Genomic DNA, 14,566 nt, shown 5'->3' with positions numbered 1-14,566 from the left:
TTACGGAGACATTTTGTCTTTAAACATCACGATTCTACGAAGTGTTTTTCGCCGTTCTTCCTATAAAATGTTTTTGTGGTTGAAAACCGGCACCCAGGTTGATAATGATCGGTATTAATGGGCTTCATGATGGCTCACCACCGCTTAAACGCAACAAGAGCAGGCTGAGGAGCCTGCTCTTGTTGATGAATCAATAGCATTAATAAGTTCAAACAACATCGGCAATCAATGTCGGCAAAAACTCATCCACGAGTGTCTGAAGGCGTTCCTGCGCCAGCGACAGTCCACTGGAAAAGGCTGTCCGGGCGGCCGACGTCCGGGTGAGGTCAGGGGTCAGCTGACGGTAATAGGCTATACCATCCATTAAATTCCGGTAGAAATTCCTGCAATAAGTAACCCGTTTTTTGTCAGCGGAATCCAGATCAAGGAATAGCTCGTTCAGGTAATCGAGGTATTGGGTAAGTTCATTCAGAAACATGTGCGGTCGTTCGGTATGATCGAGCAGGCTTGTACGGCCGTAGATGTGGTCGGTCATTTCTTCCAGCGATGCGATTCTGGAGAAGTAGGCAATGTTCGGGCCGGGGCAGATCGTTACGGCATGTAGTTTCTTAAGAAACGGAACACCGTATACATGAGAAACGGCATTGCTTAAACCAACACACAGGCACTCTTTCTCCGTTACGTCGGCAGCTTGCCTGCGGTACTCCTCAACGGGTAAATCAAGTGATTTGAGTTGGGCCAGTTTTAGTTTCTGGTACTGGTGCGAAGCCGTGCAGATAGGTGCCGTAGTAAATTCCGTATTGGTAACCAGGTGTTTTTCCGTGCAGGGGCTTCCGGGTCGGCCGTGCTGGATTCGGTTGAGCTTCTCCACTTCCGATGTGGTTCCTTTCAGGTAAAAAAAACGAACACCCAATGGAGAGGCTTTACTCAGCACAACATCGGTCTGTTTTGCCTTCTGGAGTTTTTCTAATGTATCCTCATCGACCGTCGTGGCTTCCGGGACAAGCAGAAATGGCGTTCCCCAGCCCGTACTATCCGCTCCATAGTACTGGTGCAGGAATTGATCTTCTTCGTGGGTACCAATTCCTCCCTGAACGGTTAATTTGATCGGGTGGGGTCTTTCGAAAACCGCTTTGCCTTTCTGTATCAGTGCATGAGTGTAAAGACTGTGGAGGGCGTCGACCAATTCCTCCTTTTTCTGTTTGAATTCTTCCAGAATTGGTCCCATCAAATACCCATCGGTTGCAAACGCGTGCCCCCCGCAGTTCAATCCCGACTCTACCCGGAATTCACTCACCCAGACGCCTTTCTTGGCCAGGTATTTCCCCTGAATCAGAGCCGACCGGTAATCGCTTACCTTGATGACAATTTTTTTGTCAAACTGACCAATGCCGTTGGCATCAAACTCCGGACAGTTTTCGAGGTAATTGAACAGTCTTGGGTTCAATCCGGCGGAGAAGATGATGGACGAATGCGAAAGGGTACTTTTAAGATAGCCCTGCAGGGCCATCAGGGCATCCGAACCACCCTCAATTACGGTTCCATCTGGATCGAGGTTGTTCTTGTCCACTTTTGTCATAATATTCACATCGATGCTTCCGGGTTGGATACTGCCCCTGAGAACGTTTTCCAGATGCGCTTTTTCCGACGTATTGTTCGACTGAACCATCGTTAGATAGAGGCCTTTCAGTGCACTATCGTCGGGTAGCATGTCGAAGTATTTGACCAGTTCTGAACCGGCTTCAAAAGCGGCATTTTTTAAGGTTTCCACCTGCGCCTGAACGGTTCGATTCATCAGGTTGAGGTAGTCTGTTATTCGACGGGCGCGGTAGTTTTCCTCGGTAGTGTCAATTGGTACGTAGGGTTCATTGGCCTGCTGGTAGTAATAACGACGCATGGTTTCAATCAGCCGGTCTTCCACGATGGAGAGGACGGAGTTTATCCCAAAACGGGCCACTTTAAATGGAGAATCGATCGTATAGGCCAGGCCCATGACCGGAATATGAAAGCCGTGAACGGAGTTGTTCATAGAAAATCAGGTGGGTACGACGGTAAAGGTAATCAGCCCTATCCGGGAGGATGCTGACGGCTATAAGGTAGCCACCTGATTCTTGTCAGTTCTCCGGTTTGCCGGACAATGAAGGCCACGAAACTGGAAGTGAAAGCCAGTCATGTGCTCATGTTGTCTCAGCCTGAAGAGGTTGCTGCTTTCATCGGAGATGCCGCTCGTAAGGTAAATTCCCAGTAACGGATCAGGATTGAGGACCAGCCGGATAAAAACTGGTACTTAAGCGATTTATGTCGTTTTTTGCAGCATGAATGCGCAACCAAATAACCCGCTCCACGGCAAAACACTCGAAGCTATCGTAACTGAATTAGTTGCTTATTACGGTTGGGAACGCCTTGGTCAGAAAATCAGGATCAACTGTTTTGTGAGTAATCCAAGCATAAAATCAAGCCTCACGTTTCTGCGCAAGACCGACTGGGCGCGTAAGCAGGTTGAAGAACTCTATCTGGAAATGAGTGAAGATTGAGACGCTTATTTATCTATTATCTGCTCGGTCAATTAGCCGCTATAGCGGCTCAGACAGCATCCTGCTGTCTGGTACAAAATGGTGAGGCTTATTGAATGGTTACTCGGCCACCAGCTTCAGGATGTCCTGCAGGATGGCATCGGTCTGGCTCGGACGTTTGGCATTTTCGTCAACAACGTTGCCTTTTTTACCGATCAACAAATAGCGCGGTATGCTTCGGATGCCGAAATATTGAACGGTTCGGGAATTCCAACCGCCTTTCGACAAGCCGTGTTCGCCGGGGAGCTGTAGGGTGTTGAGTGCTTTTTTCCAGGCCTCTTCGGAATCGTCGATAGAGAGGTACAAAAAGACGACCTGTTCTTTCTGCTTCTTTGTCAAACGTTCCTGTAATTGTTTGGAGAACGGAAATTCAGCCCGGCAGGGACCACACCAGCTTGCCCAAACATCCAGGTAAATTACTTTGCCAGCAAACTCATTGAGGGTAACGACTTCGCCATTTTGGTTGGTAAAGGAAAGCGCATTCGGGTCTGCCGGTTTCTTTTTGGTGGCGGTAACGGGTTCGTCTTTCCGCGCCATCACTTCCCCGCATCGCGCCTGCACAACTTGTACATACCCGGTTGCAGTTGGAGTGTTGCTCAACAAACCGAATACGGTTCGAACGGATGCGGGTGTTGCCTTTTCGCAGTTTTCGACCAGTAACCGCGCCAATGCGTACTGATACGGCTGCCCTGTTATTTGTTTACGCGCCACGGCCGCTTTATCGGTTATACTGGTGTGTATATCCGCCTGGGTGTATTTCACAAAATTGCGGGCTCTGGAGTTGACGTAAGTGATGTAGAAGTACAGGAAATTCTGGTAAGGTTCAGCGGGGAGAGCGGCTTCGTCATTCACATTCAGGCTTGCCAGTTCGTCGGTCATAATGGCGGGCAGCGACATCACGTTCAGCTGGCTCGTTTGGGCATTGCTGCGCAGAATGGGGTAAGCTAGTAGTAGATGCCAGTAGTTCCACCGGATACAGGCTTCGATGTAGTGCTTGAAAGGGGCTGAAAACTGACTTTCCTGCGGATAGGCTTTGTAAAAGGCTAATTGGGTCTTACGGGCGTCGAAAAGACTCATTTCCCAGGCGTCAAGGCCGGTAGCCGCTAGTTTGGTGTATTGGGCGGGAGTGTCGAAATCAGTTTTGAAGGTTAATGTGAAGGTAGCCAGAAACGTTTTTTCAGCGTCCGTCGTTGCCAGCGTTTCGGGTTGGGTGCCCTGGTAAATTGATTGAGCAAAAGCCTGGCCAAAGCCTATAAACCATAGTAAGATCAGGTAACGGTAAGGAGTCATGTGTATCGTTTGTCTAGTCGAGGGGCAAGACCAAGGTATGCTTAACCCATATTATGCGATCAGGTCGCCCGGATAAAGTCAGCCTTTTATCTGCAAAATCGTCAGTCACATCTTTCAGCTAACTTGCTCTGCGTGAATCACAGGCAAACATCATTCCAAATGAAAGAGAATAGCTACAAAACGGGGGAATCAACCCCAATCCGGCCTGGGTGAACACCTCTTATTACTACCAGAACCACAGAGGCCCCGCTGTGGCGGGGCCTCTGTGGTTCTATTTATTCTTTGGTGCTTTGAATAGCTCTACTATCGTTCCAGCTTAAAGCCCGGATCAACCCGCACCCGGTCCGGACGGTTCGCTACATTCCAGCCCGTCAGGTAAATCCACTTCGCAATGCGGGTTACCTTGGCGGTGTTGATACGGTCAGGTTCGTCTTTTGGCGTGTGGTAGTCGGGGTGGAGCAGGGTGGTGAAGGCAATGGCCGGTACGTTGGCACGAGCGTAGGGGAGGTGGTCAGACCGGAAATACCAGCCTTCCGGGTGTTCCGGTTTGTCCCACAACGTGTCGAGTTTAAAGTGCGCTTCCGTCTGGTTTACGGCCAGCGCGGCATTGACCAGATCGGTCGAGTTGCGGTGAGGAGGCTGCTGCCCCAGAATGGCCGCGCTGTCGGGGGCGTTGCGGCCAATCATCTCGGCATTCAGGACCGCCACAATAGACCCTTTGGGTACCGTTGGGTGCTCTACATAATAACGTGAACCCAGCAGACCGCGCTCTTCGGCTCCGTGAAAGACGATCAGGGCCGACCGCTTGCCGGGTTTCTGGGCAAAGGCCCGGCCAATCGCCATCGTGGCAACACAACCGCTGGCATTGTCGTCGGCCCCGTTCCAGATCGAGTCACCAGCTACCGCCCGACGAACGCCATCGTGGTCCTGGTGAGTGCTGAACAAAACGTACTCATCTTTAAGCTTAGGATCTGTTCCCGGCACTTTAGCGACAATATTGACCGATGGGTAGTTGAAGCTTTCCACATTTACCACGTTCGTAAACTGTTGTCCGGGTTGTTTTACCCATTCCAGCGCACTGGAAGGAAGCCAAACCGTGGGAGCCTGCGAAAATATCCGCGTGTTGGCACCGCCCGGCAAATCGTAGCGGCCCCGTTCCAGGCTGGTTGTCCAACGTTCAAAATAGGATTGAGCGGGCGTATCCGAGACCCAAACGACGGCCAGCGCCCCCGCCTTTACCAGCTCCGAGGCCCGGCGGCTCATGGTGCCAAAGAGATACCGGCGATAGCTGATGTCGGCCGGGCCGGTGCCCGAAAACTCCAGCGCGACGGCTTTGCCTTTAATATCGACCTTCGCCAGATCGTCGGGTGTTCCTTTGCCAATGAATACCAGGGGGGCGTCGACTGAGGCTATGGCTGGTGCCAGAATAAACGCATCCTGACCGTGAACGAGTTGATGCGAACCGATATTCAGGCGGCTGGTTTCCGTGATGCGGGTACGCTGGATATGAAAAAACTGGAAGAACGTGCCGTCATCGCCAGCGGGTTGCAGGCCCATAGCGCGGAGTTGGTCGGCAATCCAGACGGATGCTTTCAGCTCGTCGAGCGAACCGCCTTCACGCCCCCGGAAATGATCCCCTGCCAGAGCGAACAGATCGCGTTTGATATCGCTCTCTTTAATGGCCGACAGCGCATTCGCTGACTTGGCGGCACTCGCCTTGGGTTGTCCATAACCGGGACTCTGGCCGACCAGTACCGAAAAGGCCAGCAGGGCGGCAGGAATGAATCGCATCTTTTTCAAAGTAAGGTTAATCATTGATTTATTATATGTTGATGACTGGGTCAAAACAAATCTACTTCATAAGCCCGGATGATTTGGGCTGAATAGCTAAAAAAATGTCTTTTGACGCATTGAAAGGCAATAATGCGCTATCTTGGAGAGGTAAATAGCCTAAGATGAAAAATAATCTACTTGTTCTTACACTGATTGTTGGTTGTTGGGCGGCATCGCCGGTGGTGGCTCAATCGAAGAAAGCAACCCCTGACCCGGTGGCCCGCTACGATGCCTATATTCAACAGGCGGTGCGCGACTGGAAAGTGCCCGGCCTGACGGTTACGGTCGTAAAAGACGGTAAAGTTCTTCTGAAGAAAGGCTACGGCGTTCGGGTAAGTGGTAAACCCGAGCCTGTCGATTCGCAAACGCTCTTTGCCATGGCATCGACAACCAAAGCCATGACGGCGGCCTGTCTGGGAATGATGGTCGATGAGGGCAAACTAAACTGGGATGATCCCGTAACCGACTACCTGCCCGATTTTCAGCTGTATGACCCCGCCGTAACGCGGGAGTTGCGGGTCCGCGATCTGCTGATCCACAATACCGGCGTGGGCAATGCCGATGTGTTCTGGGCAGCCATGAAAATACCGAGCGACGAAATCCTGCGCCGGATGCGGTACGTAAAACCGTCCTATTCGCTACGGGCGGGGTTTATTTACCAGAATATTATGTATCTGGCAGCGGGAAAAGTGCTGGAAAAAGTGAGTGGCATGTCGTGGGATAAGTTTATCCGTACCCGTATTTTCGAGCCGCTCAACATGCGCCGGACAAAGGCGCTGTTTGGCGAGGTGACGGATGCCAACCGCGCTAAACCGCACGTGGAGGTAAATGACACCGTTCGGCTGGTCGATAGCAAGCTGGAAGAAGGTCTGGTTGATGTCGTTGGACCAGCCGGATCGGTCTGGACCTGTCCCGACGATGTGACGGCATGGATGCAGTGTATGCTCGACTCAGGACGGTATCAGGGTAAAACGCTCCTGAAACCAGCCACCTGGGCCGAGTTGTTCAAACCCCAGACCTTCGTGACCGACGCCGAGTTCTACCCGACCCAATTGCTCACCAAACCCGTCTGGAAAACCTACGGGCTCGGCTGGTTTCAGCAGGATTACCGGGGGCATCGCATCAATTTTCACACCGGAAGCCTGACCGGTATGATTGCCATCCACGGCCAGCTGCCCGACCAGAAACTGGCCGTCTATGTGCAGGGAAACCTCGATCATGCCGAACTGCGCCACGCGCTGATGTTCCGGGCTTTCGATGAGTTTGCTCTGGGGCTGGACCACGACTGGAGTACAGATTTTCAGAAATTATACGGTGGCTTTAAACAGAAGGCCAAACTGGGCGAGCGTAAAGCAGATAGTACGCGGGTGCTGAACACCAACCCATCGTTGCCCTTAGCGGCTTATGTCGGTTCCTACGTCAGCCCCGTTTATGGCAAGGTGGATGTGACCTTGCGGCAGGGCAAACTCTATGTCTCCATCAACGAAATCATGACCGGATTCATAGATCACTGGCATTACGATACTTTTCGGTTGGTGTATGACCAATTCTGGTACGGGAAAGACCCCGTCAGTTTTGTGCTGAATACCCAGGGGAAATCCGCTACAGTCAAAGCGTTTGGCCTGGAATTTACAAAGGCTGATTTAACAACCCATCACCCAGATCATTAATTATGTCCATTAAAACCAGTTTACTTTTATTGATTTTTCTGCCGGTAAGCGTTTACGCCCAAACACCGCAGCAGCGGGTTCGGCAATATCGGCAGGCGCAGGAAACTGCCCTGATGGATGAATACCGCGAGTTTCTGGCCATTCCCAATGTCTCCGCCGACTCGGTTAACATCCGCAAAAACGCAGCGTTTATTCTTCAGATGATGAAGAAACGGGGCATTTCGGGGACGCTCCTCGATGGTCCGACACTCGGTTCGACGCCCGCCGTATTCGGAGAGGTTCGGGTGCCGGGGGCGAAAAAGACGCTGGTGTTTTACGCCCATTACGACGGACAGCCCGTTAACCCAAAGCAGTGGGGCGAAGGCCTGCAACCGTTTGTACCCGTCTTTATCACCGCCCCGGTAGAGCAGGGGGGCAAGATTGTGACCACCTATAAATCGGGCGATCCCATCGACCCGAACTGGCGCTTATCGGGCCGGGGCAGCGCCGATGACAAGGCTGGTGTCATGACCATCCTGAACGCCTACGATGCCCTGGTAAAGTCGAACATACCCATCACGGCCAATCTGAAGTTCTTTTTTGAAGGGGAGGAGGAAGTGGGATCGACGCATCTGGGCGAGATCTTCGAGAAACACCGCGACAAACTCGCCAGCGATCTCTGGATTATTGCCGATGGTCCACGCCATGTGTCGGGTAAGCCCGTGGTGCAGTTTGGTGTTCGGGGCGATGTGAATATGCACCTGACGCTATACGGCCCTAAACGCCCGTTGCACAGTGGCAATTACGGCAACTGGGCACCCAATCCGGCCATGCGGATGGTGAAGTTGCTGGCCAGCATGAAAGACGACAACGACCACGTTGTCATCAAAGGATTTTACGACGATGTGGTGCCGTTAACGGCCAGCGAACGGGATGCCATGGCCAAAGTACCCAATATGGAAGCGGCTCTAAAGAAAGAACTGGGCATTGCCCAACCCGACGGAAATGGAACGTCGTTCGTGGAATTGCTCATGCGCCCGACGTTAAATATTAACGGGATGCAAAGTGCGAACGTAGGGGCCATGGCGGGCAACATCATTCCAACGAAAGCCGAAGCTGTCCTCGATCTACGGCTCGTTCGTGGCAACGAGGTAACCCGGCAAGTTGGGCGGGTGATCGATCATATCCGGGCGCAGGGATACCACGTACTGGATCACGAACCGACCGATGCCGAACGGCAGCAATTTCCGAAGCTAATCAAGATTACGACCGGTCACGGCTACAATGCCCAGCGGACACCAATGGATTTACCCGTCGCCCAGGGCGTTGTGGCGGCTGTTCAGGCAGTTAGCCCGGAACCCATTGTTTTGTCTCCATCGTCGGGGGGAAGTTTGCCGCTGTACATGTTCGAAAAAGTGCTGAAAGCCAATGTGGTATCGGTGCCGGTGGTTAATTACGACAACAACCAACATGCCGAAAACGAGAACGTAAAAGTCCAGTACCTTTGGGAAGGCATCGAAATTATGGCATCCATCATGCTGATTAAATAGCGTGAATAATCCTCATAAGCGTGGTATCAGGGTCTTCAACCTAATACCACGCTTAAAAAGTCAACCAGCGAGCCGCAAGGTGCAATCGACCTCAGTGCACGTTGCGGCTCGCTGGTTGAAAAAATAGGCCCTTTGAAAAAAGATGAAGAAAATTTAAACTATATGAAACAAATCGTAAAAATTAAATGTATATACATCAAATACTTTTACACGTAATTAAACGACTCAAACAATGGAAACACAAACCGCAACCGCTACTACCTGGTCTATCGACCCAACCCACTCCGATATTCAATTTAAAGTTAAACACCTGGTTATTTCGACCGTAACAGGTTCGTTTGGCCAATACGAAGGACAGGTAGAAACTATAGGGGATGATTTTGCAGATGCTAAAATCTCTTTTTCGGCCGACATAAACAGCATTAGCACGGGTCAGGAGCAACGCGACGGTCACCTGAAATCAGCTGAATTCTTCGATGCTGAGCAGTTTCCAAAACTGACGTTCGTATCGACCTCCATGACCAAAACGGGTGATGACACCTATTCACTGACTGGCGATTTAACCATTCACGGCGTTACGAAACCGGTTACCCTGAAAGTTGAACATGGCGGACAGATGGTTGATTTTTACGGACAAACCAAAGCCGGTTTTGAAGCTGCCGGTACCATCAAGCGTAAAGAGTTTGGTCTGACATGGGATGGCGTTACCGAAGCGGGTGGCGTTGTTGTCAGCGACGATGTTAAGCTGGTTCTGAATGTCCAATTAACAAAGCAAGCGTAATTTACGGGCTATACCATTCGGGTAGTTTGTTTCTAAATCCGGTAGGCGTTCAACGTGTACCGGATTTTTTTGTGGTTGTCCAGGCGTTCGGTTAGCGAACAAGCATGATCCGGCCATTTATGACGGGTTTCCCGGGGGCTGTATACAAGGTGTACCCATAAACCCCCGTTGGTAGTGCGGTTCCGTTAAGCGTTCCATCAAACGGATTCGTGTACCCTTTCTTTGACGAATAAACGACCTCGCCCCAACGGTTGAACAGGGTAAAAACTGCATCGGGAAAAGCTGCGATGCCGGGTAGTTCCAGAATGTCATTTTGACCATCACCATTGGGTGAGAAGGCGTCGGGTACCCAGGCGCGGGCAAAAACCCTAATATGAATTGTGTCTTTTACCTCACAGCCGGTGCTGTTTTTTACATCGATCGTGTACGTGACGTCGTCAGCAATATCCGTGATCGTTGGGTTAGCGGCAGTCGGGTTATCCAGATACGTAGATGATGTCCACTGGAACTGAACGGGATCGCCGGTGTACACGGGGTTTAGTGAAAAGGTATTGCCTCGGTAGGTCGTTAGTGAGTCGATCAGCTGAATGGTTGGGATAGGGGCCACAACGGCAATCCGGGTAGCTGCCGTTCCGGCGCATTCGGGCGCTGGTTTCACTGTGTACGTTATGGTATGATTGCCCACGCCCGCCTGCTCGGGGCTGAAGGCATTGGTGTCAATACCAGTCCCGCCAAAATCGCCACCCGGCGGGTTGCCCGTTAGGGAGTAAGCCGGATTGTTAGGGCCGCAAACCCCCGGAATAGAGTCCAGCGTAACTACAACCGGCGCAACGCCGGTGATCGTTACCGGATCAGATGTGCCTTCGCACCCGTATATATCCGTAGCCGTGACCACAAATGTGCCTGGGCTACTGGCAACCATTTGCGACGACTCGTTATTGCTAATCGGTTTTCCATCCTTCTGCCAGCGGTACAATAAGCCACCGCTGCCAATGAGGGGAAGTGAATTATCCGGGCAAATTCGGTTGAAGCCGGATGAGGAAGTTATGGTTGCCAATACAGCGGGGGAGCGGTCTAGAACGGCCGTATCGGTCCGTGCTTTGCAGCCTAAGGTACGATACGTAAGAACGGCCCAGTACTTACCGGCCTCCGTGGCTCGAAGCGAATCTGTTATCTGACCAGTTAGGGACTGATTGTCTTTGTACCATTGGTAGGTAACGTCAGTAACACCCGTTGCCACCAATTTTATGGAACCAGTTGTGGCGCATAAATGCCCCGTTGCCGAAACTCGGGCATCACTCCCGATCACATCAACTTTGATTACATCTGAATTTCCCACTTTGCTGCAAACGGCTTTTTGAGAAACCACAACGCTATACTGACCCGATTCCCGAACAGCTAAGGTTGAATTAACGGCCCCCGCAATATTAATGTCGTCCTTCCGCCACTGGTAATTCCAGTTTGGATCCAGGGCGGCTACCAATACAGCCGAGTCACCCTGGCAAATGGTTGTTACGGCTTGTTTAGGTCGATTTTTTACCTGAACAGCCGGGTCGGGTGTTGTTTGGGGCGGGCAGTCGATCACCAGAAGCTGAAAGTCACGCCGTACTTCTCCGATTTTTACACCATTTCTGTACTCCTCAACCTTAACGGCAAAGACAAACAGACCCAGCTGAGTTGCCGTTACAGACAATTCGCCGGTTTTAGCGTCGACCCGCAGGCTTGGGCTACCCGGAATCGCATTGTCGGCGTCATAGCCTGAAAGCCAGTTTACATCGGGGTAGGGGCCTGCCGAAACCGGATTGGTTGTCCCGTTCTGGCCGATGGCTCCCTTTTGGTTAAGGGGAGTAATCATGGAGTAGCGCAACTCGTCGCCATCCGGATCGGTACCGCCAAAAGGAAAGGAGAATGCATCGCCTAAACAGATATATTCTCCATTGATAGGCCCAAAATGCGGGGAGGAGTTGCCAAACAACTGATTATTCTGCTGGATAGCCGGAAACTCCAGATAAAAGGTAAATCCCGTTTGATCGGGTATGCTTATGTTGTTAATGCCCACATTTCGGTTTCGAGTCTGATAGGACATATAATATCCCTCCGGGTCGCTATAGTTTCCGGGCGAGAGTTGAATATCCGCTTCATAAGTTAAGACAATGAACTTGAGGTTGCGTTGGGCTGCGCAAAATCCATTGGCATAAACGACGGGAACGCGGGAACCTGTTTGCCGGACGATGAAAGTTGTCATCAGCGCATTGTCCCGCTTTCGGAAGATACCTAATATCCCTGAAGTAGATTGATTGGCCGCCCCGCGCGTGCCATCTTCGAGGTAATTGATGACGGTAATCCGATACTGCCCGGCAGTGTTGCCCACGGCTTTCATCTCAATATGCCCACCAACCTGATGAGTACCCCTGGCTACCAACGGTACTCCTAAAATCAGAAACAGAACTAGTCGTCTTAAGGTAGATGTGCGCATAAGCAATCCGTTCTAAAACTTCACTTTCACTCATTGCAACTGGTATCAACTGGTTTACTGCGGGTTACGGACGAGGTGATCTTGTTTTGTCAACGGATACGCTTCATTATCTGGTCAAGAAGTTAATCCATATAATAAAAGGAAATTACCTTCTAAATATACGCACTCCATCACGGATAAACGCAAACCAGTGCTGCTCTGGTCGCAGGTATGACTCATTAGCTGTTTACGGAAGATAATGGCCTTTCTGATGCATGAATGCAGGGTTGTATTATGAGTTACGTAAACCCCAGACTTCAATCTGCGTGCCTGAATCCATACAGAGTCGGTATCGCGTATACCTCTGGTCAACATCGGGGTTGCACTGATGTTGACCAGGGTATAGGTTTACGGGAAAAGCCCGATTTCCTTCATGAGCAATATTTATATAAGGAATGTTCATAACTACAACCACCACTAGCTAAATAAGCAACACATTCGGGAAGAAATTATTGCTATTTTTTTTGGTGTTCCGGTTGAAGAAAAAGTCCAATTTACCGGCAAAATGATTAAATGGTTTTAGTGGCTTTGTATAAATCAATTAGGAACTTGAATAAATAATTCGGGAGAGGCAGAGAGACAATTTTATACAAAAAAGGTTTGGTAAAAATAGGAGTGAAGTACCAAAAAAAGATCACTTATACGATTTGATTTTAAAAAAATACCTATCTAGTTTTGATTCATAAATTCAGGTAATAATCTCATTATTAATTATTTAATCTCCTGAATTGTGGATCAAATTTCATTCATTTTCGGTAAATATGTTTATTTGATAATTAAATCTACAGGCCTAGTTTACTGCTTTGATTTACTCTCAGTTTTCATAGACTTGGTACGGTTAATGGTTGCATCGGCCTTAATAAAAATTCCTTATTGGTTAACGGTTTAGTGGTTGATAGTACGCCTGATAAGGAATATAGATTATTTCTTGAGTTACAAACACAATTATACCTTCACTCTTTTTAAATTTTTATAATTACCATGAAAAAAACTGTATTATCCGGCATTGCACTGATGTGTTTTTTTGCTTCCGCTTACGCTCAATCGAACACTGCAACCCTCGACCAGAATGGAACATCGCAGTCGGGAACCATCGGCCAAACGGGACAGCAGCAAACCGCTACGATCCTGCAGAAAGGCACTGGGAATTTAAGTAACAGTGGATTGATTACCCAATCATCCAAGTCCGCTCAAACCAGTACCATTAGTCAGTTGGATGGGGCTAAATCAAACAACGCTATCATAAATCAGACTGATTTGATTCCTGGATCGAGTAAAACTGATGCCAACACGGCTAGCATTCAGCAAATTACGGGTGCTGTCGGCGGTAGCGAATTTAACCTGGCTCAGATTACGCAGAGTGGCCGGGGGGCTACGGCCAGCATTGAGCAGAACAATTTCTCAACTAACAACCAGGCATTTGTTACCCAGGCATTGGATGCTGCGGGGACGGCTACCATTCGCCAGAATGGAGGTGCTTCGGCAAATACATTCTCGCTTAACCAGCGAGCAACCATTGATCAAACGGGGGGTAACCATTCGGCTACTATTGACCAAAATGCTTATAGCGCAAACAACCAGTCATACATAACGCAATCGGGTGGCGGTTCTACAACCGGCCATACGGCGATTACCCGGCAGAACAACACCTCGGGGCCAAACATAATCACGATAAATCAGTCGGGAACGTTGCAGAATGCCACAGTCGAGCAGTCGTTCGAAAGCTATAATAACGGTGTAGAACTTACACAGACGGGTTCGCAGAATAACGCAGTTATTACACAGACGCTGGTATCTGACGGAAACTCCGTTGAATCGTCGCAGTCTAGTACCCTCAACACTTTAAACGTGGAGCAGAAGAATACATCCATCAATAATGAAGTATATACGAATCAAGGTGGCTTTGTAGGAGCTATCGTAATTCAGCAAAATGGAGCAAGGGAAAGTATAGCGACCGTTAATCAGAACGTTAACTCAATTGGGATATTTAACCGGGTTGAGCTAGTACAAACGGGTAACGACCAGGCAGTAACAGCCACGCAGGAAAACAGTTTGAATACAATTCGTTTTAAACAGGAGGATGGTAACGGAACCACGGGAGGAAACGTAGCCACACTGACTCAGACCGGTGATACGAACCTGATTCAGGATATTAGCGGTACGGGCGGATATGGCTTACAAAGCGGTACGTCAAACGTGCTGACTATTTCGCAAAACTCGACGGGTGCTATTTTGTCGAACATTGCCAATGTAAGCCAGATCGGTACGAGCAACATTGGATCAATCACTCAGATGAAAGGTAACTAAACCGGATTTGCTCCCGTATTGGCAAGCCAGTAACAGGGTAACTACAATTTAATGCATACCAAAGCCAG

The 14,566-nt window shown here is 49.9% G+C and carries 9 protein-coding genes; 5 read left to right on the top strand and 4 right to left on the bottom strand.

Translation table 11 applies throughout. From position 1 onward, the window contains the following. Positions 1-208 precede the first annotated feature (208 nt). Positions 209-2,029, bottom strand: coding sequence for a hypothetical protein (locus CRO74_RS09605; protein WP_097125728.1), 1,821 nt, complete (start codon positions 2,027-2,029; stop codon positions 209-211). 286 nt (positions 2,030-2,315) lie between these two features. Between CRO74_RS09605 and CRO74_RS09600 the strand changes: the two genes are divergently transcribed. Beyond that, on the top strand, positions 2,316-2,534 hold the full coding sequence (locus CRO74_RS09600) for a VF530 family protein (RefSeq protein ID WP_097125727.1): 219 nt from the start codon (positions 2,316-2,318) through the stop codon (positions 2,532-2,534). Between the two features lie 99 nt (positions 2,535-2,633). On the opposite strand, the gene CRO74_RS09595 is transcribed toward CRO74_RS09600, so the two are convergent. Both CRO74_RS09595 and CRO74_RS09590 read right to left on the bottom strand, forming a co-directional pair. Then, positions 2,634-3,863, bottom strand: coding sequence for a TlpA family protein disulfide reductase (locus CRO74_RS09595; RefSeq protein WP_097125726.1), 1,230 nt, complete (start codon positions 3,861-3,863; stop codon positions 2,634-2,636). Positions 3,864-4,166: 303 nt separating this feature from the next. After that, a complete protein-coding gene (locus CRO74_RS09590) occupies positions 4,167-5,678 on the bottom strand; it encodes a M28 family peptidase (RefSeq protein WP_097125725.1) in 1,512 nt (503 codons plus the stop codon). A gap of 140 nt (positions 5,679-5,818) precedes the next feature. Here CRO74_RS09590 and CRO74_RS09585 point away from each other — a divergent pair, with 140 nt between their 5' ends. The 3 genes from CRO74_RS09585 to CRO74_RS09575 all read left to right on the top strand — a co-directional run bounded on the left by CRO74_RS09585 (position 5,819) and on the right by CRO74_RS09575 (position 9,676). Further along, on the top strand, positions 5,819-7,366 hold the full coding sequence (locus CRO74_RS09585) for a serine hydrolase (RefSeq protein WP_097125724.1): 1,548 nt from the start codon (positions 5,819-5,821) through the stop codon (positions 7,364-7,366). A 2-nt stretch (positions 7,367-7,368) separates the two neighbouring features. Next, positions 7,369-8,895, top strand: coding sequence for a M20/M25/M40 family metallo-hydrolase (locus CRO74_RS09580; RefSeq protein ID WP_097125723.1), 1,527 nt, complete (start codon positions 7,369-7,371; stop codon positions 8,893-8,895). A gap of 232 nt (positions 8,896-9,127) precedes the next feature. Further along, positions 9,128-9,676: a YceI family protein gene (locus CRO74_RS09575; RefSeq protein ID WP_097125722.1), complete on the top strand. Its 549-nt coding sequence runs from the start codon at positions 9,128-9,130 to the stop codon at positions 9,674-9,676. A 91-nt stretch (positions 9,677-9,767) separates the two neighbouring features. On the opposite strand, the gene CRO74_RS09570 is transcribed toward CRO74_RS09575, so the two are convergent. Further along, the gene (locus tag CRO74_RS09570) at positions 9,768-12,152 is read right to left on the bottom strand and encodes a T9SS type B sorting domain-containing protein (RefSeq protein ID WP_097125721.1); all 2,385 of its coding nucleotides are present in this window, start codon (positions 12,150-12,152) and stop codon (positions 9,768-9,770) included. A gap of 1,020 nt (positions 12,153-13,172) precedes the next feature. Between CRO74_RS09570 and CRO74_RS09565 the strand changes: the two genes are divergently transcribed. Continuing rightward, positions 13,173-14,498, top strand: coding sequence for a hypothetical protein (locus CRO74_RS09565; RefSeq protein ID WP_097125720.1), 1,326 nt, complete (start codon positions 13,173-13,175; stop codon positions 14,496-14,498). The last annotated feature ends 68 nt before the right edge of the window (positions 14,499-14,566 follow it).

The organism is Spirosoma fluviale (assembly GCF_900230225.1).
Lineage (GTDB): Bacteria > Bacteroidota > Bacteroidia > Cytophagales > Spirosomataceae > Spirosoma > Spirosoma fluviale.
This window is presented reverse-complemented; position numbering and strand designations above follow the sequence as displayed.